Raw genomic sequence first — 23347 nt, 5'->3', positions numbered from 1 at the left:
GGGCCGGTCAGGCCCCGGTCTGGACGTCGGACGCGCGGAGCAGGCCGTCGGCGTGCAGTCGGTCGATCGCGGCCTGCACGAGCGCGCGAGGGTCCGCGTCGCCGGGTCGTCCGTGCGCCGCGACGACCTGGTCCGTGATCTCGTCCACCGTGAGTCCTGACGCCGCGTGCCACACCGTAGGACCGATGCCGTCGAGCACGTGTACCCGGCTCCCTGTCTCCGACCGACGCAGCAGAGCCAGTCGACCGTCTTCGAGGTCCAGCGCGTCGATCACGACCGTGCGCCCGTAGACACCCGATCCGGTGAGCTCCGTCGGGTCGAGAGGCGCACGGCCGGTTGCATCGGCGACCGGCCGCCGCGATGCGGAGCGCAGGAGATCGTCGATCGCCCCGTCGAGCGACGCCGCCTCCCGATAGCGGATGCGGACCGCACCGCCCACGGCGGCGAGAAGATCGCGCACGAGATGCAGTGGTGCGGGCATGTCGCTGAGATAGCTGGTCTGCGGGGCGAGCAGCTCCAGCGCCGTCGCGATGTCGAGGCGCTCGACCTCCGGCACATCAGGGCCGTCTTCCCGACGGTCGATCACCACGATCGCGGCGACGCGCAGTCCGGCGGCGAGCGGAGGCCCCTCGTGCAGTCGTGAAGGCGCCACCTGCACTTTGTGCGGTGAGGAAGGCTCGATGACCGACAGCGGCTTCCGGTAGGCCACCACGCTACCGTCGTCGGCCACCCCGACCGTCTCGTCGCTCACGTAGGCGAAGCGCCGCGAGAGGTGCCGTGCCGCAGTCGTCTTCCCGGTTCCCGATGCCGCACTGAGCACGACGACCCGTCCCTCGGCGTCGGCGAGCCCCGCAGCGTGCAGCATCCACAGCGGATCGCCGCGTCGCTTCTCGAGCGCGGCCAGCGTGACATCGGTGGACAGCATCGCGAGGGCCGCGTCGTCGTCGAGCTCCGGACGCACCGCGACGACCGCGGACGCCTCTCCGTCCGCGGCGGTGAGGGCGTCGGTCCAGGCTTCGCGCACCCGCCCGGCGAATCCGCTCCTCCGTCCCTCGACGTCGATCTCGATGACGGCACCGATCGCGGCGACCAGGATGCGGTCGGACATGGCTGCAAGCCTAGCCAGGCTGCACCGCACCCTCTGACGCCGACCGCTCGCGGGTGTCGCTCGCCGCGCGGCGGAAGCCGAAAACACACAGCGCGCAGATGTAACGCGCACAGCGCGCTTTTCGCCCAATTCCCGCACATGCCGCTCAACCCGCGCCTACCGTGACTCGCACGGAGAGGCTCCTGGGGGATGCAGACAGTTCGTGTCGTCTCGCCGCGACAGCACGGACGACCATCTGCATCGACCAGGAGAGAGTGTCGCATGACCGAAGAAGTTCCGCACCGCTCCGGCCCTCTGCGCCGCGTGATCGCCGACGGCGCGACGACCGTTCCGGTCATCTCCGGCCCCGCCCGAGCGTTGACCGCAGCATCCATCCTCGACCTGACGACCGTTCCGGTCACCATCGTCGAAGCCGCCGTCGGGCTGCCGCCGAACGCGACGAGCAGCGTCGCGTGACCATGGGCGCAGGAATCGTCTCACTGCGGGACTTTCTCCTCGCGCCGCTGAATACTTGTTCAATCACCACCACATCCGGGTCGGCTGACACCCCGCACACCCCGCCGCGGATGAGACCGTGTGCGGGAGAACGACCTCCCGGACACCCGCCCTCGACGCACTGCCGATCTTTGAGGAGGAACGTCTCGTGAAGACCAAGATCGCCCACTCGATCGACGATCGCGAGCTCTCTCAGCACGGCGTGCGCCGTGTCAGCGAACGGCCGGGACTGCGCTCCCGGGTGCGCACCTCTGGCGGCGTCATGCTGCTCGGCATCGGCGGCGGAACGTCGGAGCTCAGCATCGACACCGTCGCGGTCTATCCCGATCACTCGGTGTTCGCGTTCGTCGAGACGCAGGGCATGTGGTCGCGCGTCGACGGCGAACCGTGGGTGGAGACGGAGGGCGGACTGGTCATCGCTCCGCACGGGGTGGCCCGCCGTCTGCGCTGGGCGGGGGCATGGCGGCTCGTGGCGGCGCTGGTGCCGCGCTCCGCGATCGCGTCGTTCGCCCCCTCGCTGCCTGCCGGCGCCAGCGTCTACCCCGACCGACGGCTGCTCGACTCCTCGATGCAGCGCTTCGTCGCCGGTCTGCTCGACGCCGACACCCCGGCATCGGCCATCGAGCAGTACGCGCTCGAACAGCTGGTGATGGAGATGAGCGGCGCACTGCTGCTCGACCGCATCGGCGGCGCCACCGGCCAGGGCACACCGCACGAGGTGCTGCGCGAGCGCGCCATCGCCGTGATCGCCCAGCAGTGCGGTGACCCGGCACTCAACCCGGAGCGCGTGGCCCGCGAGGTGCAGTCGTCGCTGCGCCAGCTGCAGCTGGTGTTCTCGGAGGCGGGCAACAGCGTGGCCGGCGAGATCCGCCGCCAGCGCGCCCGGCTCGCCCACTCCCTGCTGATGGACAGCCGGTACGACGTGCTCAGCATCGACCAGATCGCGCAGCGCGCCGGCTTCCAATCGCCGATGAAGCTCCGTCGCGCCCTCGACGAGTCGTACGCGTGCACCCCTCGCGCGCTGCGTTCCGCATGCCGCGCGTAGCCGCCGAGCGCCCCGAAACGCACAGTCCGCGCAGGTAGGGCGCACCCTGCGCGTAGTTCGCCCGAACCTCATTTTCGCCCTGCCTCCCCGACCTAGCTTGAGGTCCACGGAGAGGCTCCTGGGGGATGCAGACAACGTGTCGCCTCTTCGCGACACCGCGGGAAACCGCATCTGCATCTATGAGGGAGGACACTTTCGTGACCGAGGAAATCCAGAAGAACAAGGGCGTCTCGCGCCGCACCATCGTCAAGGGCGCCGCGTGGTCGGTTCCCGTCATCGCCGCCGCCGTCGCGACGCCGCTCGCTGCCGCGTCGGGCACCACCGACATCGGGGCGTTCGCGCTCAACGGCTCGTGTGGAACGCTCGGCGTCCTCGGCCCCGGCTTCACGCTGACGGCCGGCCCCAGCGCGCCGATCCCCGCAGGGACGACCATCGCCGTGACCGGTACCGGCATCGCGAACATCGGCGTGTTCGGCGTCACCGGCGGCACGGCGAACGTCAACGTGCTCTCGCCGACGTCGCGCAGCATCACGCTCACCGCCGATGTTCCGGCCGGCGCGACGATCGCCTTCCGGACCACACTGTCGATCTCGGTCGCCTTCGGCCTCAACGCCACCGCGACCCTGCCCACCGGCTACGTGGGCACGGGCGGCAAGCCGGCCGGCTCGGTCACCTCGACGCTGGTCCTCTGCTCGACCACCTGATCGTCGACGCCAGACAGCACCACTGCGGAGCGGCCGGGACCTTCGGGGCCCGGCCGCTCTGGTGATCCGGGAAGATGAGGTCATGACCGCGTTCGTCCTGCCCCTGGCGGTGTTCCTCGCCGCCGTGTTCGCCGCGAGCGCGATCGGCAAGCTGCGTGCCTCCGATCGCGGCCTCGGCGCATTCTCGGCGCTGCAGATCCGGGTGCGGCGTCCTCAGATCGCCGCCGCGCTCCTGATCACCGCCGAAGCGCTCGTGGCCGTCGCGCTCCTGGCGACGTCGGGCTGGATGTTCGTCGCGGCGAGCGCGGCAGCGCTCGCCCTCACGGCCGGCCTGCTCCTCGTGACGATCCGCGCGCATCGCCTCGGGGCGACGGACGACTGCGGGTGCTTCGGCGACTGGATGCCCGCCGCGATCGGGCCGCGCCTCATCGCACGCAACATCGTGCTGGTCGTCGTGGCGGCGGCTCTCGTCGTGGCGGCTGCGGTCGCCGCGGCGGGCGGCGCACCGCTCGGGCTGCCGGCAGCCCTCGCGGGCGGCCGGCCGGCCGTCGGCATCGCCATCGGCGCCCTCGGTGCCGGTCTGCTGATCGCCGCAGGCACCGCGGCCATCGTGCGGGCATCGAGGGGCGATGCGCCCGTGACGGCGCCCCCGGCGCGCGGTGCCGGCGCCGTGCTGCTGCCGGCCTCCGATGAAGTGATCGATCTGCTCGCCGCGACGGCCCGCGCACGGCTTCTCGTGTTCGTGTCACCCGGCTGTCGCGCCTGCGCCGACGTCCTGGCCTCCCTGGGCGCCGCAGAAGGCCCGCTGAGCGCGCTTGTGGACGTGTACGCGGTCCAGCGCGTGTCGAACGCGTCCGGGGCCCTTCAGCCGGCGCATGCGCTCCCCCGCACGACGCGCTTCGCGGTGGACGTGGGCGGCTCGCTCTCGACGATCCTCGGCACGGGTCGTGCCACGCCGGTCGCCGCCCTCATCGGCACCGACGGCGCGCAGGCGGGTCCGCTCGCGGTCGGCACCGACGAGGTCGACGAGCTGATCCGCAGCCTGCTCGCGCTCGCCGATCAACCGTCGTGATGCGGATCAGCGGGAACGCAGCAACGGCTTGCGGCGCCCCGTGATCCAGCCCATGACCCACTCGACCGGTCCGGTGCCCACGAAGCGCCACCACAGCCAACCGATGAGCACCATGCCGGGCACGATCACGAGCCACCCGAGCCAGACGTTCTCGAGCGGACGACCGTAGGCGTTGTTCCACAGGGCGATCAGGCCCACGTGCAGCAGGTACAACGACAGCGCCACCTGCCCGCACGCCACGAACGGCACGAACACCGTGCTCCAGAGACGCCCCGCGCCCCCGCGCGCCGTCGCGGCGAGCACCACCACCACGTACGTGGCGAGTACCAGCCCGACGTCGCGGAGCGTGTCGGTGTAGTCGCCGGACTGCGCGCGCAACAGATCGAGATACTCGGTGATGCCCCACACGGCATATGCGGAAGGCGCGAGGCACGCGATCACCGCCAGCAGGCGATCGCGACGCAGGCCGTGCCGGATCATGAGCCCGCCGACCAGGAAGAACGGCAGGAGGTTCACGAGCCGATAGTTGGGGCTCATGACCACCCAGTCCAGCAGGTCGTGGAGCGGGCTCGGCGCGGTGTACGCCCATGCCCATCCGCGGGCCAGTCGCACGAGCGGGTCACCGACTACGAGCACCACAGCGGCGACCCCGATGACCCACGGCGTGCGCGCGAGGAGCAACGGCGCGCCGACGATGAGCAGGACGCCGAGATGCCCCAGCACGATCGCCACCCACGAGCCCCAGGACGCCATCCACACTCCGAGCGCGATCAGGAACAGCCCTCTGATCGTCTGCTGCAGGAGGGTGACGGGGACGCGCGGTCCGCGGTTCCAGACGAGCTGCGCCGACATACCCATGACCAGGGCGAAGAGCGGCGACGCCATCTCGCTGAGGTTCCCGGTGAGGAAGCCGGCGGCGGCGGGCTTCACGGGCACGAAAGCCGACGCGTGCGCTACGAGCATGGCCACGATCGCCACCCCCCGCAGCACGTCGGGGATGACGAGCCGTGCGGCCCCGTCCCAGGTGGCTGAGGTCGCGGCGGGCTCCACGTCGACCTCGGCTTCACGACCCATTCCCTGACACTATTGGGTGTGACCCCGACAGCGCGACCGGAGAGACGATGACGACGACCGAGCATCAGCGGCCGCGCCGACGCTTCTTCCGGAGTGTGTGGTTCCACGCGGCGCTCGCCCTGACGCTCGCGCTGATCGTCATCGCCTTCGTCGGGCAGCCGTCCTCGAGCTCGATGGCTCCGACCCTGCAGCCCGGCGACCGCCTCATCGTGAACCGGCTCGCCTACCTGGCCGCCGACCCCGCGCCCGGCGACATCGTGGTGTTCCGGCCCGGTGATGACTGGGAACGTCCAGCGGCCAGTGGGAATGCGCTGGCCGCTGGTCTGAACGCGATCGGCGAGACGACGGGGCTGCGGCCGTACGTGCTCGTCAAGCGCGTGATCGCGGGCCCCGGCCAGACCGTCGAGTGCTGCGACGCGGACGGCTCGGTGCTCGTCGACGGCGTGCCGCTCGACGAACCCTACGTCGTGCAGGATCTCCCCTTCGTCGCCGGCGACCTCGACTGCACGAGCACCCCTACGTCAGCGCGATGCTTCCCCGCTCTGACCGTGCCCGACGACTCCTACCTCGTACTCGGTGACAACCGTACGAACTCCGCGGACTCCGTCTACCCGTGCCGGGGAGACCCGGACGCCGACGATGGCTGTGCGCGCTGGATGATGCGGGACGAGGTGTTCGGCAAAGCCGGGCCCATCCTGTGGCCGATCAACCGATGGGGTGGGCCGTAGGCGTCAGCCACAGCCCGGAGCGTCGATCGTGACCGGGGTCTCGCGCACCATGGGCGTCGTCCATACGTCGTAGGGTCCGTAGTCCGCGCCCGACGATCCCTCCGCCCCCTTCATGTCGACCGTGATGACGGCGGCCGTCTGCGGCGGCGTGACCACGTTGATGCGCACGACCGAGCGACCGAGATGCGTGCCCTCGGCCATGAGTGTGAAGCTCTCTGCCCCTTCGACGTTCCACGACTCGATGCCCACTCCGGGAGGTGCGTACACCACCACATCGGTGGCGATGTAGCCGGGCTCGAAATGAGGGCCGGTGATGAATGCGGGGAGGTTGCTCGCCTCCGCCGGGGTGATGTTGTTCGCGAAGGTGATCGTCTGTCGGAACGTCGGCGCGCCGGTCGCCGTGCACTGATCCGTCGTGGAGACGATGTTCGCGTCGGCGTAGTAGTCGGTCTTCGCTCCGGTCGTGTCGTTGAAGTACACGCCCGCGATCGTCCCTGCGCCGTTGCTCGCGGGCAGGACACCCGCCACCTTCGTGCCCGCCGTGAGTCCCTCGATCTCCGGGTCGGATGACCAGATCGTCATTCGACCTTCCTCACCCGCACGTCGCAGCGCGTCGAGGAAACCGACCGGATTGTTCAACCCCGAGGTGATCGTCGCGAAGACCTGAGCCGCCGCCGAAGCGAAGAACAGATCCTGGGCGGAGGCATCGACGACACCCGGGCCATACTCGCCGTACTTGAAGTAGACCTCGTTGAGCAGGAGGGAGACGGCGTTCTCGCTCGTGAGGATCTCCCCCGTGGCGAGCGGGATCGGACCGGTGGCGTTGAGGATGTAGCTGAGCGCGATGGGGTCGGTGGAGATCACGTCATCGAACGGAGGCAGTCCTTCGTCGGCCCACCACGCCCGCATGATCTCCACGGTGGTCGGGAAGTCAGGCGTCGCCGTCATGTTGGGGATCCACCGCCCGATGATGTCGGTGTAGAGCCCCTCGGTCTCGGCGTCGAGCGGAGCGATGCTCTCTTCCCGCGCGTTCGCGAACTGGACACTGGTGGCTTGCGTCGTCAGCTCGATCCGCCCTTCCGTGGCCGTGACCAGGGCGAGGGCCGCGGGGTTGCCACCCTGCGCACGCAACTCCGAGTTGCCCTGGAACATGAGGAGGTAGGTGCGCGGAGTACCCTCGCCGAGGGCCGCGGGAAGCGCCTTGAGGATCGGCGCGAGCGTTCCGAGGCTCTCGTCGACGCCCGAGACGGCGTCGTCGAGCGTACCGAGAGCCTGCGAGACCTGCGGCAGCAGGAACGTGCGGTCCGTGCCGTCGATGCGGTCGTTGACCCGAGCGAAGACCGTCGCACCTTCGGAGACGATCCCCTCCAGACGATGCACCGCCGCCAGGTCCACGGCCCCGCCGACCGGCCGGAAGGCGGCGAGGTCCAGCCCCGCGATCGATGCCGCCGCGAATTCCGCCACATCGTCGACGCTCTCGGCCGCCGTACGCACTGCGGAGAGATTCTGTCCGACCACGGGGATCCACTCCGCGATCCGCCAGTCGAACCCCTCGGTCTGCGCCACGGCGCGGGCGGACAGTTCCTGCAGCGCCGCGGCGTCGTCCGCGGCGCCGGCCGCGTCGCCCGAGACCACCTTCGCCGGAAGACCGCTCGCGATGGGCACGGCGGGCGTGAGCGAGTCGCGAACGGATAGCGCCTTCGATGCGGCTACCGCGGCGAAGGCCACGACAACCACGACGAGAAGGACCACGACGGCGACGATGATCCACAGGATCGTCCGACGAGATCGACGCTTCGATTCGCGGGCGGCGGCGTCTGCGCGCAGGGTGGCTCTGGTCTGGTGCGAGGAGGACATCCCCCCTATTCAATCGCACTCGGATGGGAATTCCCCGCCCTGCCGGGGGCCGCCCCGACGGGGGGAGTCAGCGGCCGTCGAGCAGCTTCCTCGCACTGGTTCCGACCCGACGGATCCGCGCGGCGAAGACCTCCGCGTTCGATGCTTGGGGGCGCGACAGGGCTATCCTCGTCGTCTCGGCCGTCGGCCAGACCAGCCGGACGAGCGCGCGCAAGCGCATCCGCAGAGGAACGAACTTCAGCGCCTTGAAGTTCCTCGCCGATGACGTGCGCTCGAACCTCATCTCCCAGTCCTTCGGCGGGAGGGCCGATTCGAAGCGTCGCGCCTGTGCGCCGAAGGCGCGCTCCAGCGGTTCCCGCAGGACATAACCGGCATCCAGTCGGTCGATCACGTCGAACACCGCATCGCCGGCGGTGGCGAGCACCGCGGTCGCGGATGCGACGGCATGAGCCGACGGCGGCGCGCCCTCGAAGGGACGCATGTCGTGCAATGCGGACAGCACGGCGTGTGCGGCGAGGGATGGCGTTTGCGCCGACACTCCCGCGTAGGAGCGGTGCTCGGCGCCGTCGAGAAGGAACTGCAGCGCTTCCCCGGGTGCGAGGCGCATCCCAGGGAAGGACGTGTGGACGTCGATCGCGCAGCCCCATTCACCGGCGACGAGGGTGAGCGAATGCGTCACCGTCGTACCGGTGAAGGGCAGCATCAGCGGGGTCCAGCCCCATTCGCGCATCGCCCGCGCAAGCCGCAGGTCGTCGCCTGGTCGGACCCAGCAGTCCACATCGCCGGAGTGCTTGCGGCTGCGGAGCCCTTGCGCGTGCAGCGTCGGCCCCTTGATGAACAAGAGCGGAATGTCGTTCTCCTCGGCGACCCGAGCGACGAGGGCGTAGACGAGCTCGTGGAAGACGGAGTCCAACCACGGCTCGCTGAGCGTGAGCGGAGCGCTGGAGGACGTCCCCGCCCCCGCGGCGAGACCCATCTCCTGCAGCTGCACCACGACCTCCCGCTGCGCGTGGTCGAGGTCACGATCGGCGAGGGCGCCTCGTTCCAGGAGCCGCCATACCTCCGCCCCCTCCCCGAACAGGAGGACCGGCATCGCCGGCGTCGCCGGCGTCACCACGATCTCGTACCCGTCGGCCGCGAGCTCGGTCCCTGTGAGATCCAGCGCTCCCTGTCCGGCCACCGTCCAGGAGGTCGGGCGGTCGCCCTGATCCGGGACCTCTCGCCGACGACGGTTCTCCGAGGGCGTCCCCCGTGGCGTCATGAGCCGCCGCCTTCGTTGCCGCTGCTCAGCGAGCGTTCCAGCGGCGCGCGGTCCTCGGCCGCGCGCGCGATGAGAAGCAGGAGACCGAAGAACACCCAGGTGGTGGACGGGTCGAGCGTGGAGCTGTGCATGGTCAACACGACGGGGAGGGAAGCGATGCCGATGAGAAGGACGATTCCCCCCGCAGAGACGACCCTGTCCGGGTCCTTGCGCTGACGGATCCCGACGACCAGCATCCGCCCGAGCCAGAACACGAAGACGGCGAAGACGAAGATGCCGTATTGCGCGAGCACTTCGATGAAGCCGTTGTGCGGGCTGATGACCCCCAGCGTCCGGGTGTCCATCCCGTTCGAGACCACGGCGCCCTCGAACGCTCCCGGCCCCCATCCGAGCAGAGGGCGGAGCGCGAACAGGGCGAGACCCGCGAGGACCAGTTCCCACCGGACATATGTGGATGAGTCGACGGCCATCTGAAAACCGAGCACGTCGATGCTGTACCCCGCGTTGCCGATGTAGTCCGCGAGCTCCACGATCGGGTTCTCTTCGACACGGTCGAGCACGAGCACCGCGGCCAGCACCGTCACGATCACCAGGGCGAATCGCAGCAGCCTTCTCGTGCGGAGGTAAAGGAGGATGCTCACGACGATGAACGCCGCCGCCGTCCACACCCCCGTGCGGCTGTTGGTGAAGGTCATCAGCACCGGCACCGATGCGAGAGCAAGGAAGCAGAGGACCTTCGCGGCCTTCGTGCGCACCCGCGCCCAGAGCGCGAAGAGCGCCAGGAACGAGTACAGCAAATAGGTCGCGTAGTTGTTCGGGTTGAAGAACACGACGGTGAGTCCCCACCCGTCGATCGTCCGTCCCTGAGCCAGCGATGCGCTGATCGAGCTTCCGGTGATCATCTCGGCCACGGCCAGCGCGGAGATCACGATGTATCCCACGAGCCAGCCGCGCAGGAAGAGCGTCAGCGCACGGCCGGGCGACGGGAGGAGCGAAAGCGCGAGCAGCGCCGCGATTCCCGAGATCAGGGAGAGCAGCTCTCCCCATGATTCGGCGGCGGGTCCGACGGCCAGGAGCGACATGGCCGTCACGAACATCCACACGGCGGCCAGCACCACGGTCGACTGACGAGCCGCCGACCGTACCGTCGACTTCCGACCGAGCACCGCCAGCACGAGGAGAAGCAGCGCGGCCGCGCGGAAGGCGAAGAGCGATCCGACCCCGGGGATGAACGGCCCGAACGCCGCCAGGATCGGAAGAGCGAAGACGATCACGTGTGCCAGCCGGGTGAGGGCCCCGGAAGCCCGGTCGGAACCGCTGTCCCGTTCCCAACCCGGAATCGGCCCGGTGCGCGCGATTCGCTCTGCGGTCATGTCTTCTTCCTCTTCAGCCGAGGACCGATGACGGTCCACGCGCGACGTACGTCACGGTACCGGATCACCGTCCACGCCACGATCACGGCGAGAGCCAGCACGGGAGCGAGGAAGCCGTTCCAGAGCCCTTCCCGAGCGAGCACCCCGAGTCCGATGCTGAGTGCCACGATGCCCACCACCTCGATGGTCGACCGGGCCCAACGCATGCGATAGTGCCTCCACACGATCACATAGGGCAGGAGGCCGGTGAGGACGGTGGCGACGACGCAACCGATCATCACCCCCCGTTCTCCGGCCGTGGGGATCAACACCAGCCAGGTGATCGCCCCGATCAGGGCGCCGAAGAAACTGGTACCGGCGGAGATCAGCATCCCCTTATTCGAGCTGGAGGTCAGGGCGGTCACCGACGGCACCGCCACGGTCGTGGCCAGCGTGCCGATGAGGAGGAACTGCAGGATCCACCAGGTGTTCGAGTATGGGGATCCCCAGACGAACTCGACGAGCGGCACCGCCAGGATGATCATCGTGCACACGGCCGTGGCGATGAGCCAGGTGAGGATGCTCGACGCCTCTGTGACGCGGTGACGCACGACGTCGGCCGTGGATCCCGCGTGCATCGCCGACAACGCCGGGAACAGCGTCGCGCTGATAGCCGTCGCGAGAATGGCGAGCGGCGTCGTCAGCGTGAGTGCGGCCGCGTACTCGCCGGCGAAGGAGGCTCCTCCCGAGGCGTTCGCGACGATGGTCGTCAGCTGCACGAATCCAGAGCTGGCAAGAGTTCCGAAGGCCGCGATGATCATGAAGTGACGGATGGCGCGACGCTCGCCCCGCTTCAACACGCCGGAAGCTCGGGGCGGCCAGGTCACGACGGCGAAGATCACATTGGCGACGGCGACGGGGACGATCACCCAGGGAGTGCGGTTCCCGAGGAGCAGCAGGATCGCGGAGCCTGCGGTTCCCGCGGCCGCCACGGCGAGGCTGCCGACAGCGAGTCGGCGCCCCTCCCCTCCACCGAAATGCAGACCCTCGACGAAGATGCGGGCGGACAGACCCGCGGTCATAACGGACGACACGACCACGACCGTGGTGTTGTCCACGCCCGCCAGGAAGGAGCTGCCGATGACCAGCCCGATGAGGCACACGATCGCGAAGACGACGCGGCGCGCGAGGTAACTCGCGACCACGCGGGCCTTCTCCGGGTCGCCCGCAGCGACCGACGCCGCGACGAAGCGGCTCGCGGCCGAAGCTGCCGGACCGGGGTATGCGAGCGAGGTGAGCGCGGCCGTCGAGATGGCGGTCTGCGTCAATCCCAGAAGATGTGCTCCACCGAGGCGCCCGACCAGCAGATTGGTCGTCAGCGTCGCGAGGCCGGGAGACACCTTGGTGACGATCGCGAGAGCGCTTTTGGTTCCCAGATCGTGGTCGGCTCGCCCGAGGTAGCTCACCCGACTGCGCACCGCTCCCCCTGCCTCGTCGTCCGACGGCGGATTGGACGACGGCTCGGTGGCGGCCACCGTCCACACACCTGTCTCATAATAGGCTAGGCGCGTGCCCGCACAGACCCAGCCCACTGAGCGGGAACCGGCGTCTCTCGGGATCGGTCCGATGAACGCGGCAAGTCAGGCGACCATATGGGCACGGGCAGTGCAGGACTCCGGCACCCCCGCGACATCCTTCGCACACGATGGTCGCGTGAGTCGGCTGCTGCGGCCCCAGACCAAGGTCACCTCGAGAGCACGACGAGCACTCCCCCACCACCGACTCGCACCCCTGGCCATGAGGCGGGCCGCACTCCACCTCGCCCTGCGTCCGGTGACGCACGTGCTGAACGAGGGGAACATGCCCTTCGCCATGGACCCGCACCATGCGTCGTTCGCTTTCGAAGTGGCCGCCGGCTTCTACGGAGACCGCCGGCTGGGCGTCGTGTTCCACGGGTCGGAAGCGCGAGGGCCTGCGCTCGCGAAGGAGCTCGACGAAGCCAGCTATTTCTTCGACGCCGACCCCGAGTGGGTGCGAACGACGGAGGAGCGCACGGCGCGCAACCGACGCGAGGTCGCGGACCTCGGGGTCCCCGTGTTCGTGACGACGCCGGACCTCCTCGCCCATGTGCCGGGGTCGACCCTGCTCCCCATCAGCGTCGACGCGGAGAGCTGGAGAGGCTCATTCCCGGCGATGCAGTCCACCACCCCGCGCGTCCTCCACCGTGGATCGGGCGGCGGCAATGCGAAGGGTTCCGCGTACATCCTTCCCGTGCTCGAAGACCTGGCGCGCGCCGGAAGGATCGAACTCGTCCGCCCTGCCGTGGTCCGCCGCAGCGACATGGCCGCTCTCATAAGATCGGCGGACATCGTCGTCGATCAGCTGCAGACGGGAACCTACGGCGTCACCGGCATCGAGGCGCTGGCGGCCGGTCGCGTCGTCGTCGCGAACATCTCCGCCCACCGGGAGACCGCCCGAGATCGCCCGCCCATGATCGACGCCGATCCGCAGACGTTCCGGGTCGCGATGGAAGACATCCTCGACGACCCGGACTCAGCGATCCGGGTGGCACAGCGCGGTCCGGAGTACGTGCGGCGCTGGCACGACGGACGAGAAGCGGCTCGCGTACTCAGCGCCTTCGTCCATGGTGGCGAGCAGAGCTTCGGAGGCGAGCCTCGGACGACGAGGTGAGCAGTCCGCGAAGCTGCGCCGCCAGCCCCGGCGCGACACCACGCTCCCACGTGAACGTCTCCTTGGCCGCCGCCGCCTTCTCGCGGAGCGCAGCATCCGTCGCCTCAGCGTCCTCGGCCAAGCGCAGCATCGCATCGAGCATGTCGTCGCACGATTCGGGATCTCCGTCCACCATCACGGCGTGCTCGCGGGAGAACTCTCTCTGCGCTCTCCGCGTCGTCACCACGTTGACGAGTCCCGCCATCACGTGCTCATAGTTCTTGCTCGGCACGGCCGTCTCGTTCTGACCGTCCGGCATGAGCAAGGACAGCCCGAACCCCATCCTCGAAAGCAGCGCCGGCATCTCGTGGGAAGGACGGCTCGGGAGCACCTCGACGTTCGGCGGGTTCGATGCCTCGGAGAGCAGTCCCTCGAAATCCGCCTGGTGCTCGACCGACGGATACCGGGCCAGCACGTGGAACGTGAACGGGAGGTCGCGCTCCGCGGATCGCGCCGCCAGACGGACGAGCAGTTCCGTCCCGTACCCGCGACTCAGCGTCCCGATGTGCAGCACGGACCATCGACGATCCTCGAACGGACGCGAGGGAAGGGACTCGAACTGCGTCAGCAGCGGAAAGTTCGGAGACACGGAAACCGCAACCCCCGCTTCGCGGAACGGCCCGGCCATCTTCTCCGTGACGACGTTCGCTGCTCCCAGTCGTTTCGCCGAGCGCACCTGATACCGCTCCAGCATCCACGCGACGCCCCTCTGCACCACCGCAGGCACCGGGAGTTTACCCGCGTAATAGTCCGCGTAATACTCGTGGACGTCGTACAGCACGGCCCTTCCCGAGTGCCGCTGCCAGCGCTTCGCCGCCCGCAGGAAGTAGTAGTCGTGGATGTGCCAGGCATCCGCGAGCCGTGCTGCCGCCTCTCGGGCGACTCCGTTCACCATCCCGATCCGCTCGCGCGCATTGCGCGGAGAGGGAAGCACCGTCTCGGAGACGGCGGCGTCGGCCGACGGCGTGCCCTCCCCCAGCCAGACGAAGTGCACGCGAAAGCCCGCATCGAGTGCCACCTGTGCGCACCGGATGATGCGACGGTCACCTCTCGGATGGACCGTCGGCACGACGAGGAGCGGGGAGGCGTCGCCGACGGTTCGCGGGACGGAAAGCTCCCAGGCGCTCGTGCGGACGATTCGATCCGACTCCGCGTTCTGCTGCGCGCTCTCAGACATGCAGCCCCAGCCGCGCGCGGTGCGAGTATGCCGTGGAGAGGAGGAACGCGGTGGCGCGCCAGGCCGTGTTGTCGATCTCGTAGCCGGCCGGAAGGGAGGCGAGGTCGGCGGGAATGCTCAGCCGCGCCCTGACGGCGCGGACGACGCCCTCCGGCGTGAGACCGGTCGTGATGATCGCTCCCGCATCGAGGGCCTCCGGCCGCTCGATGAAGTCGCGCACGGTCACCGCCGGGAAGCCGAGCACGCTCGACTCCTCGCTGATCGTGCCGCTGTCGGAGAGCACGAGCTTCGCGTCCTGTTGCAGCTTCACGTAGTCGTGGAAGCCGAACGGCGGATGGAAGGTGATGCCGTCCGTCGCTGCGGAGTCGTCGAGCGCCTCGATGCGCTTTCGCGTGCGCGGGTGGGTCGAGACGAGGATCGGCAGCGCGTACTCGGCGCGGAGAGTCTGCAGCGCCGCGATCGCCGAGCGCAGACGGTCAGGATTGTCGACATTCTCTTCCCGATGCAGGCTCACGAGGAAGTACTCCCCTGGCGTGAGGCCCGCACGCGACACCGCGTCGCTCGCGTCGATCTGCTCCCTGTTCTGCGCCAGCACCTCGCGCATGGGCGAGCCGGTCAGCAGGATGCGCGAGGGATGCAGCCCCTCCGCGAGCAGGTTGCGCCGCGCGTGCTCGGTGTAGACGAGGTTGTAGTCGGCGACGTGGTCGACCAGGCGGCGGTTGGTCTCCTCCGGCACGTTCTCGTCGAAGGAGCGGTTTCCGGCCTCCATGTGGAACACCGGGACCTTCAGCCGCTTGGCGATGACCGCCGAGATGCAGCTGTTGGTGTCGCCGAGCACGAGGAACGCATCCGGCTGCTCGGCGCGCAGGACCTGCTCCGTCTTCGTGAGGATGGAACCGAGTGCTGCACCGAGCGATGATGTGTCGGCCTCGAGGAAGTGGTCAGGACGACGGAGTCCGAGGTCTTCGAAGAAGACCTCGTTGAGCTCGTAGTCGTAGTTCTGCCCCGTGTGCACGAGCACCTGATCGGTGTGCTCGTCGAGCAGCTTGATCGTGGCGGAGAGTCGGATGATCTCGGGGCGGGTCCCGACCACCGTCATCACCTTGAGCTTGTCGGCCATAGTCACACTGCCTCGGCAATCGTGTCGGGGTTGGCAGGGTCGAAGATGTCGTTCGTCCAGAACGAGGTGTAGAGCACGTCGTCGCCGATGTTGGTGATGTTGTGCGCCCACATCGTCGGCATGTCGACCGCACCGGGAGCGTCGCCGGACACGTCGAACGACACGACCTCTTCAGAGTACAGGCGGCGCAGCGAGATGCGGGCCCGCCCCTGCAGCACCGTGAAGCGCTCGATCTTGCGACGGTGGAAATGATCGCCCCGGGTCACGCCGGGCACGGTCGTGGAGAATGACGATTGGCCGGGACCGCCGTGCGAGCGGATGATCTCGAAGAACGATCCACGAGAATCGGCGTGCCTCGTCAGGCCGATCGGCGACTGCGTGGGGAACGTGTACGAACGGTAGGTGTTGAAGAGGTCGCGATCGAAGTCGTCGGCCACGCTCGGGATCTCCCCCCGGCCGTAGAGTTCCGCATACCCCTGCAAGCGTGCGAGAACTCCCGATACCGTCTCCACGCGTTGCAGCCCCTCCATCACGGGGACCGGCACCGCGCCGAGAAGAACGTCGGCGGCGTTCTGCGCGTGCAGCAGGGTGAGCTCCTTGTCGTTCTCGACGGTGGGACTCTCCCCGTTCGCGATCAGGTGGCTGAACGTGGCGGTGACGGCGTTGTAGAAGGGACGCCCGTGCTCGCCAAACAGGTTCGGGAGGTGCACGTCGACGAATTCCGCTCCGATGTCCCGCGCCGCCCCGGCCAGGATCTCGGCGGCGCGCGCCTTCGCCTCCCCGTAGACCGAGCCGTTCCCGGCCTGGATGGAGTTCGCGTAGACGACCACGGGTGGGGGATCGCCCGCCGCCCGCAGGGCCGACGCCAGCTGTCCCGCGAATCCGACGTTGCCGTCGGCGATCTCCTCGTCGGTCGCGCGATTCACGCCGGCGACGTGGATCACGCGGTCGGCGCCGTCCACGGCGGCCGTCGCGGCGGTCGCGTCGAACGCGGCCCCCAGCGCGATGGCCTCCGCGGTCGCCCCCGCCTCCTGCAGAGCGGCCCGGAGGTGCCAGCCCAGGAAGCCGCGCGCGCCCGTGACGGCGACGCGGGTCATGCCTGCTCCGTGCGGGACTCCGGCAGCCCGGCAGCGCGCAGCTCGGCGCGGACCTCGGGCAGGGTGAGCAGCAGCTCCTCTACCTCGCTGACCGCCATCTGATCCACGGTGTGCGAGTCATAGTCCTCGAAGCGGCTCTGCGTCACGTCACCCTCTTCGAAGTAGACGCTGTAGTTCAGGTCCCGGTTGTCGGCCACGACACGGAAGTAGTCGCCCATGTCGCGGGCCCGCGACAGCTCCTCGCGGGTGGCGAGGGCCTCCGACAGCTTCTCCGCATGCCGGGTGCCGATCACCTCGACCTTCGCGTCGGAGCGGAACAGGTTCAGCACCGCCTGAGCGAGCGTGCCGATCGACGTCGCCTTGGCCTTGCGCACGAACAGGTCCCCCTGATGGGCGTTGCGGAAGGCGAACTCCACCAGATCGACCGAGTGCGCGAGCGACATCATGAAACGCGTCATGTCGGGGTTGGTGACCGTGATGTCGCCGCCCGACTTGATCTGACGGATGAACAACGGGATCACCGAACCGCGCGAGTACATGACGTTGCCGTACCGCACGCACGACACCGTCGTCGCCGTGTTCGGGTTGTTGAGGCCGTGAGACTGCGCGACCTTCTCCATCAGCGCCTTCGACATGCCCATGGCGTTCACCGGATAGACGGCCTTGTCGGTGCTGAGGGCCACCACCGACGAGACCCCGTTGCGGTCGGCGGCGCGAACGACGTTCTCGCTGCCGTGCACGTTCGTGCGCACCGCTTCCATCGGGAAGAACTCACACGACGGGACCTGCTTCAGCGCGGCCGCGTGGAAGATGAAGTCGACGTCGCGGGTCGCCCGCTCGACGCTGTCGTAGTCGCGCACGTCGCCCACGTAGAATCGCAGCCGCGAGTCCTTGATCTCGTGACGCATGAGGTCCTGCTTGGCCTCGTCCCTGCTGAAGATGCGGATCTCGGACACGTCGCGCTCGAGCAGCTTGCGCGCAACGGTGTGCCCGAAGGAACCGGTGCCTCCGGTGACCAGTACCCGTGCACCGTCGTAGGACTCGCTCATCGTGTTCCCTTCGCAGCCGCCGACAGCAGCTGTTCGATCATGGAGATTCCCGACTCCCGCGAGAAACGGGTGTCGTACAGTTCGCGACCGCGCCGGGCCATGCCGACACGCTCGCTCGGCGGCAGCGCTGCCGCGGTCCGGAACGCGTCCGCCAGCCCGTCCACGCTCTCGGCGTCGGCCGTGAGTCCCACCTCGGCGTCGTCGACGAGCGCGCGCACGTCGCCCTGAACCGTGGTGATCACGGGCACGCCGGCGGCGAGCACGGCCTGCAGCTTGGAGGGGATCGTGCCCCGGAACACCGGTATGTCCTTGAGCGAGACCAGGGCGTAGTCGGCACGGGCGTAGAGATCCGGCATACGCTCGCGCGGCACGGGATCCCCGAAGCGCACGTTGTCCGCTCCGAGTTCCGCGGCGAGCGCCTGCAACTCGGGCTTGGCGACACCGTCGCCGACGATGGTGAGCGCGACCCCGGAGTCGGCGGCGGCGTGCGCCGCTCGCACGGCGGTCTCGAGGTCCTGCATGTCACCGACATTGCCGGCGTACAGCACCTCGGCACGCGGCTCTTCGGCGGCGGGCAGCACGGAAGGGACCGGTGCCCCGGCATCCGCCCAGTTGTAGACGAGGTGAGCACGCTCCGCCGGCACACCGCGGGACACGAGGGTGGAGACCATCGTCGGCGCGATGCCGATCACCGCGCCCGCCCGGCGGTAGGCGCTCCGCAGCCAGGGACCCAGAGCGCCCGAGACGACACGCTCCTTCGGGCCGCCCGCCATCATGGACGAGCCGATGATCGAGTCGGGCCACAGATCCTGCACATGCAGCACGTACGGGCGACCGCCCGTCACCCGCCAGAGCCACGGTCCGAAGCCCGCCGTCATCTGCGTGGCGTAGACGTAGATCACGTCCGCGCCGCGCGACAGCCGGCGTGCCGTCGCGGAGCTCAGTGCGAACGAGGCGTAGTTCAGCATGCGCTTCACGGCGCTCTGCGAGTGGTCCGCGAACAGCGGGACCCGGTGCACCACCACGCCGTCGATATTCTCCCTGTGCCGCCACCGCTGCCGATAGCCGGGGAAGATCCGCCCTGCCGGGTAGTTCGGGAATCCGGTGAGCACGCGGACCGTGTGTCCTCGTTCGGCGAGCCCTCTGGCGAGGTCCGCCGGGATCGGTGCTGTCTCCGGCGGGAAGTACTGGGTGACCACCAGGATCCGCATGGCACCTTCGCTCGTCATGGTGCTTCCCTGCGGGCGAGCACGCGAGCGGGGTTGCCGACGACGGTCGTCCTGGACGCAACCTTCCGGAGCACGGAGGCGGAGGCGCCGACGATGCTGTCTTCGCCGATCCTGATCCCCTGCAGGATGAAGGCGTTCGCGCCGACGAGGGTGCGCTCGCCGATCGCGACCGAGCCGGAGACCGCCGCACCGGGATTCACCGACACGTAGTCGTCCAGCCGCACATCGTGACCGATCGTCGCGTTCACGTTCAGGTGCACGTGGCGTCCCGTCGAGATGTTCGTGGTGAGACGCACGCCGGCGCAGACGACGGCGCCCGGTCCGAGATCGACGCCAAAGCCCCACGACGCCGCCGAATGCGACACCCGCCCGGCGACGTGACCCGCTCGGGTGAGCCGATGATCGATGCGCTGCCGAACAGCGCCGTCTCCGATCCCGATCAGGTATTCGACACCCGCCGGCTCGTGGTCACGGAGGAAGCGCTCCGTGGATCCCAGATAACGGACGCCCTGGGACTGCAGTCGTTGCGCGTTGGCCGCGGTGAGCGCGTCATCGACGACGCCGTGGATCACCCGGCCCTGATCACGGAGCACGTCGAGGATCTCACGGCCGAACCCACCGGCACCGATCACGACCACACCGGTCATCGCTCGCCGTCCGATCCCTCGAAGCGCGACATCGTCGCCTCACCCTCGGCGCTCACGCCTTCGCGGACCGCCACGGAGCGCACAGTCGCCACCAGGATGCGCAGGTCGAGTCCGACACTGCGCCGGTCGACGTAGGCGACGTCGTACGCGAAGCGGCGCTCCCAGTCGACGGCGTTGCGTCCCTTCACCTGGGCGAGCCCGGTGATGCCGGGCCGCACCTCGTGCCGCCGCGCCTGCTGCGGCGTGTACCGCTCCAGATACTCCACGAGCAGCGGCCGCGGTCCCACCACGCTCATGTCGCCCTTGAGCACGTTCCACAGGCTGGGCAGCTCGTCGAGGCTCGTGGAACGCAGGAGGGCGCCGAACGCCGTCAACCGATCGGCGTCGGTCACCCAGCCACGGGTCTCGTCGACCGCGCGCATGGAGCGGAACTTGTACAGCGTGAACACTCGACCATCCTTACCCGGCCGCGGCTGCGTGAACAGCACGGGGCGGCCGAGGCGTACGGCGACGACCAGGGCGACGACCGCGATGACGGGAGCGAGCAGCACCAACCCCGCGGCCGACGCCACGACATCCAGCCCGCGCTTGACGGCGTCGTACGGACGTGCGCGCACACTCATCGGGCGAGGAAGCTGCGGATCGAGCCGAAGACGCGGTCGCGCTGCTCTCCCGTGAGCGCCGACCCACTGGGCAGCGTGAGTCCGCGGGTGAACAGCTCTTCGGAGGCGCCGTCGATCACACCACGGCTGCCCGCGAACACGGGCTGCAGGTGCATGGGCTTCCACAGCGGGCGACTCTCGATGTCATGGTCGGTGAGCGCGGCCGACAGGTCGGCGGGCGTCCACCCGGTCACGGCGGGGTCCACGAGGATCGAGGTGAGCCAGACGTTGTCGTGCTCGTCGCCCTCGGCTCCGAAGACCTCCACGCCGTCCACATCGGCGAACAGCTGCGTGTAGAGGGTGCGCATCTCGCGGCGACGACCGATCATCTCGTCGAGACGACGCAGCTGGGCCCGGCCGAGCGCGGCCAGCAGGTTGCTCATGCGGTAGTTGTAGCCGATGTGGACGTGCTCGTAGTGCACCACCGGCTGGCGGGCCTGCGTGGCCAGGTACCTGGTGCGCCCGGCGAGCTCGGCATCGTCGGTGAGCAGCATGCCGCCACCCGACGTGGTCATGATCTTGTTGCCGTTGAACGACACGATCGACGCCCGACCGAAGCTGCCGGCCGCGCGGCCGGCATGGGTGGCGCCGAGCGACTCGGCCGCGTCGGCGATCACCGGCACCCCGTACTCGTCGGCGACGGCCAGGATCGCGGTGTAGTCGACGGCCTTGCCGAGCAGGTCGACCGGCACGATCGCCGCGACCCGCTCGCCCGCCGCGTGCAGCCTCTGCAGGGCCTCCCGCAGCAGGGCAGGATTCATGTTGCCGGTGGCGCGGTCGGCGTCGACGAAGTAGGGCTCGGCGCCGGTGTACACGATCGCGTTGGTGGTCGCGGCGAACGTCATGGTCGACGTGACGACGACGTCGCGTGCCTGCACGCCGAGTCCCAGCAGTGCCAGGTGCAGCGCCGCCGTCCCCGAGCTCAGAGCGACGCCGTGCGCGACACCCACCCGTTCGGCCAGCTCGGCCTCGAAGGCGTCGACATCGGGGCCGAGAGGGGCGATCCACCCGGATCGCATCGCGGCCACGACCGCCTGCTCCTCCGCCTCGCCGACATCCGGCGACGACATGTGCACGCGTCCGGTCATTCGGCCGCACCCTCCCCTATCCGCACCGGCTCAATGATCACGGTGTCGTTGTTGCGCGGGCTGGCTGACATGCGCGCGAGCCACCCGTCCTTGTCCAGTCGATCGGGCGAGATGACGTCTGCGCGCGTATGTGCGACCTGCGGGTGGAAGGGACGCTCGAGGTTCTCCCGCACGCCCACGAGTTCCTCATGCAGCTTCTCGCCGTGCCGTAGGCCCGTGAACACGATCTCGATGCTCTTTCCCGACATCGCGATCATGCGCTTGGCGACGTCGAGGATGCGCACGGGCTCGCCCATGTCGAGGATGAGGATCTCGCCGGGACGCCCGATGGCGCCCGCCTGGATCACCAACTGGCATGCCTCAGGGATCGTCATGAAGTAGCGCGTCACGTCGGGGTGGGTGACCGTGATGGGCCCGCCCGCGTCGATCAGGGAACGGAACGTGGGCAGCATCGACCCGCGGCTGCCGATGACGTTGCCGAACCGCACCGAGAGGTACCGCATCCCGGTCTCCTCGCCGGCCCACGCGGTGAGCTTCTCCGCGACGCGCTTGGAGTGCCCGAGCACGCTGGTGGGGTTGGCCGCCTTGTCGGTGGAGATGTTGACGAAGGTGTCGACGCCGGCCTCGCGCGCGGCGGTCAGCACGTTGAGCGTGCCGAGCACGTTGGTCTTCCAGGCTTCGTCGGGGTACTGCTCCAGCATGGGCAGGTGCTTCAGCGCCGCGGCGTGGAAGATCACCTCCGGCCGACGCTGGCGCAGCAGCTCGGTGAGCGTGACCGTGTCGCGGATGTCGGCGAGCACGACGTCGTTCGTGTCGAGCAGCCCGTGACCCGCTGTGCCCAGCTGTGCCATCTGCAGTCCGGTCTCGTCGCGATCGAGCATGATGAGCTCGCGGGGGCCGAACTTGGCGAGTTGCCGGCACAGCTCGGAGCCGATGGAACCACCCGCGCCGGTCACGAGCACGCGCCGCCCGGTGACATAGCCCGCGATCAGTTCCACGTTCGTGTCGACGGGGTGGCGGCCGATCAGGTCCTCGATGCTGATGTCGCGCACGTCGCCCGGCGATTCCTCGCCACTGACCATGCTGCTCAGCGTCGGCGTGACCACCACGCGCAGCCCCGCGGCCTCGGCCTCGTCGGTGAGGCGTCGCAGCAGGACGGCGTCGGCGCGGCCGATCGCGATCACCAGGACGGTCGCACCCGTGCGGGCCGCTACCGCGGCGATCTGATCGGTGGGCCCGAGCACGGGCACTCCCCGCAGACGCAGGTGGCGCTTGGCCGGGTCGTCGTCGAGCAGTCCCAGCGGCCGGATGGGCGACGCGGGATCGGTGGTGATGTTGTGCAGCAGCGTGTCGCCCACGTAGCCGGCGCCGACCACGAGGGCGGGCTCCGCCTCCTCACCGGGCTTGCGGGAGCGCTCCAGCACCAGGCGCGCGACGTAGCGCACGCCGAACATCAGCAGCAGCACGAACGGGAAGGCGAGGATCACGGTGCCTCGCGGCAGACCGATGAACGGGCCGAGGATGATCACGATCACGGCGAGGACGAACGCCTGGATGCTCACCGCCGCAGCGAGGCTGCGCACCTCTTCGAAGGACCCGTATGTGAAGCGTCCGCGATAGAAGCGCAGGTAGTAACCGACCACGATCTGCGCGGCACCGGCCACGAGGGCGAGGATCGCCATCGACGCCCAGCCGCGCAGGGTCGGCTCGAACTCGAACCGCAGCACCACCGCCACGACGATGCCGACGATCCACGCCCCTGCATCGACGATCGCGGCGAGAAGTCGGCGGCGCTTCTGCGCGACCGATACCGCGTTTGGTTCCGTCATCCCCCGAGCCTGCCTCCTTCGAC

At 69.1% G+C, this 23347-nt stretch carries 21 protein-coding genes; 6 read left to right on the top strand and 15 right to left on the bottom strand.

Annotated features, from left to right (window positions below):
* Nucleotides 1-7 precede the first annotated feature (7 nt).
* On the bottom strand, nucleotides 8-1108 hold the full coding sequence (locus KV394_RS09360) for an ATP-binding protein (RefSeq protein WP_247981309.1): 1101 nt from the start codon (nucleotides 1106-1108) through the stop codon (nucleotides 8-10).
* 261 nt (nucleotides 1109-1369) lie between these two features.
* On the opposite strand from KV394_RS09360, the gene KV394_RS09355 reads away from it, so the two are divergent.
* From KV394_RS09355 to KV394_RS09340, 4 genes are all read left to right on the top strand, one after another.
* Nucleotides 1370-1564 (top strand): hypothetical protein, encoded by a 195-nt coding sequence (locus tag KV394_RS09355; RefSeq protein ID WP_247981308.1) that lies wholly within the window; start codon nucleotides 1370-1372, stop codon nucleotides 1562-1564.
* 187 nt (nucleotides 1565-1751) lie between these two features.
* Complete coding sequence (locus tag KV394_RS09350; RefSeq protein ID WP_247981307.1) at nucleotides 1752-2648, top strand: helix-turn-helix domain-containing protein; 897 nt, start codon at nucleotides 1752-1754, stop codon at nucleotides 2646-2648.
* 197 nt (nucleotides 2649-2845) lie between these two features.
* Nucleotides 2846-3352: a hypothetical protein gene (locus KV394_RS09345; protein WP_247638428.1), complete on the top strand. Its 507-nt coding sequence runs from the start codon at nucleotides 2846-2848 to the stop codon at nucleotides 3350-3352.
* 82 nt (nucleotides 3353-3434) lie between these two features.
* Nucleotides 3435-4424, top strand: a complete 990-nt coding sequence (locus KV394_RS09340; RefSeq protein WP_247638427.1) for a MauE/DoxX family redox-associated membrane protein — start codon at nucleotides 3435-3437, stop codon at nucleotides 4422-4424.
* A gap of 6 nt (nucleotides 4425-4430) precedes the next feature.
* On the opposite strand, the gene KV394_RS09335 is transcribed toward KV394_RS09340, so the two are convergent.
* Nucleotides 4431-5498, bottom strand: coding sequence for a heparan-alpha-glucosaminide N-acetyltransferase domain-containing protein (locus KV394_RS09335; RefSeq protein WP_247981306.1), 1068 nt, complete (start codon nucleotides 5496-5498; stop codon nucleotides 4431-4433).
* A 47-nt stretch (nucleotides 5499-5545) separates the two neighbouring features.
* On the opposite strand from KV394_RS09335, the gene lepB reads away from it, so the two are divergent.
* Nucleotides 5546-6226, top strand: a complete 681-nt coding sequence (gene lepB, locus KV394_RS09330; RefSeq protein WP_247981305.1) for a signal peptidase I — start codon at nucleotides 5546-5548, stop codon at nucleotides 6224-6226.
* A 3-nt stretch (nucleotides 6227-6229) separates the two neighbouring features.
* Here the strand turns inward: lepB and KV394_RS09325 are convergent, their stop codons facing one another.
* From KV394_RS09325 to KV394_RS09310, 4 genes are all read right to left on the bottom strand, one after another.
* A complete protein-coding gene (locus KV394_RS09325; RefSeq protein WP_247981304.1) occupies nucleotides 6230-8083 on the bottom strand; it encodes a DUF4012 domain-containing protein in 1854 nt (617 codons plus the stop codon).
* A gap of 67 nt (nucleotides 8084-8150) precedes the next feature.
* The gene (locus KV394_RS09320) at nucleotides 8151-9077 is read right to left on the bottom strand and encodes a nucleotidyltransferase family protein (RefSeq protein WP_247638423.1); all 927 of its coding nucleotides are present in this window, start codon (nucleotides 9075-9077) and stop codon (nucleotides 8151-8153) included.
* Nucleotides 9078-9340: 263 nt separating this feature from the next.
* Nucleotides 9341-10717 carry an O-antigen ligase family protein gene (locus KV394_RS09315; RefSeq protein WP_247638422.1) on the bottom strand — a complete coding sequence of 459 codons (1377 nt, stop codon included), beginning with the start codon at nucleotides 10715-10717 and terminating at the stop codon, nucleotides 9341-9343.
* The gene (locus KV394_RS09310) at nucleotides 10714-12240 is read right to left on the bottom strand and encodes a lipopolysaccharide biosynthesis protein (protein WP_247981303.1); all 1527 of its coding nucleotides are present in this window, start codon (nucleotides 12238-12240) and stop codon (nucleotides 10714-10716) included. Before KV394_RS09310 ends, KV394_RS09315 begins: the two co-directional genes overlap by 4 nt.
* A 316-nt stretch (nucleotides 12241-12556) precedes the next feature.
* On the opposite strand from KV394_RS09310, the gene KV394_RS09305 reads away from it, so the two are divergent.
* Nucleotides 12557-13387, top strand: a complete 831-nt coding sequence (locus KV394_RS09305) for a glycosyltransferase (protein WP_247638420.1) — start codon at nucleotides 12557-12559, stop codon at nucleotides 13385-13387.
* On the opposite strand, the gene KV394_RS09300 is transcribed toward KV394_RS09305, so the two are convergent.
* The 9 genes from KV394_RS09300 to KV394_RS09260 all read right to left on the bottom strand — a co-directional run bounded on the left by KV394_RS09300 (nucleotide 13326) and on the right by KV394_RS09260 (nucleotide 23324).
* Nucleotides 13326-14444 carry a glycosyltransferase family protein gene (locus KV394_RS09300; protein ID WP_247981302.1) on the bottom strand — a complete coding sequence of 373 codons (1119 nt, stop codon included), beginning with the start codon at nucleotides 14442-14444 and terminating at the stop codon, nucleotides 13326-13328. The genes KV394_RS09305 and KV394_RS09300 overlap by 62 nt on opposite strands.
* 151 nt (nucleotides 14445-14595) lie before the next feature.
* Nucleotides 14596-15723, bottom strand: a complete 1128-nt coding sequence (wecB, locus tag KV394_RS09295) for a non-hydrolyzing UDP-N-acetylglucosamine 2-epimerase (protein WP_247981301.1) — start codon at nucleotides 15721-15723, stop codon at nucleotides 14596-14598.
* Nucleotides 15724-15725: 2 nt separating this feature from the next.
* Nucleotides 15726-16820, bottom strand: coding sequence for a polysaccharide biosynthesis C-terminal domain-containing protein (locus tag KV394_RS09290; protein ID WP_247638417.1), 1095 nt, complete (start codon nucleotides 16818-16820; stop codon nucleotides 15726-15728).
* Entirely contained in the window at nucleotides 16817-17869 is a 1053-nt protein-coding gene (locus KV394_RS09285; protein ID WP_247638416.1) for an SDR family NAD(P)-dependent oxidoreductase, read from the bottom strand. The genes KV394_RS09290 and KV394_RS09285 overlap by 4 nt, the downstream gene beginning before the upstream one ends.
* On the bottom strand, nucleotides 17866-19098 hold the full coding sequence (locus KV394_RS09280; protein WP_247981300.1) for a glycosyltransferase family 4 protein: 1233 nt from the start codon (nucleotides 19096-19098) through the stop codon (nucleotides 17866-17868). The genes KV394_RS09285 and KV394_RS09280 overlap by 4 nt, the downstream gene beginning before the upstream one ends.
* Complete coding sequence (locus tag KV394_RS09275; protein WP_247638414.1) at nucleotides 19095-19745, bottom strand: NeuD/PglB/VioB family sugar acetyltransferase; 651 nt, start codon at nucleotides 19743-19745, stop codon at nucleotides 19095-19097. Before KV394_RS09275 ends, KV394_RS09280 begins: the two co-directional genes overlap by 4 nt.
* Complete coding sequence (locus tag KV394_RS09270) at nucleotides 19742-20368, bottom strand: sugar transferase (protein ID WP_247638413.1); 627 nt, start codon at nucleotides 20366-20368, stop codon at nucleotides 19742-19744. The genes KV394_RS09275 and KV394_RS09270 overlap by 4 nt, the downstream gene beginning before the upstream one ends.
* Complete coding sequence (locus KV394_RS09265; protein WP_247981299.1) at nucleotides 20365-21495, bottom strand: DegT/DnrJ/EryC1/StrS family aminotransferase; 1131 nt, start codon at nucleotides 21493-21495, stop codon at nucleotides 20365-20367. Before KV394_RS09265 ends, KV394_RS09270 begins: the two co-directional genes overlap by 4 nt.
* Nucleotides 21492-23324, bottom strand: a complete 1833-nt coding sequence (locus KV394_RS09260; protein ID WP_247981298.1) for a polysaccharide biosynthesis protein — start codon at nucleotides 23322-23324, stop codon at nucleotides 21492-21494. Before KV394_RS09260 ends, KV394_RS09265 begins: the two co-directional genes overlap by 4 nt.
* Nucleotides 23325-23347 lie beyond the last annotated feature (23 nt).

The sequence above is a fragment of the Microbacterium sufflavum genome, from assembly GCF_023101165.1.
In the GTDB taxonomy this organism is placed as follows: Bacteria; Actinomycetota; Actinomycetes; order Actinomycetales; family Microbacteriaceae; genus Microbacterium; species Microbacterium sufflavum.
This window is presented reverse-complemented; position numbering and strand designations above follow the sequence as displayed.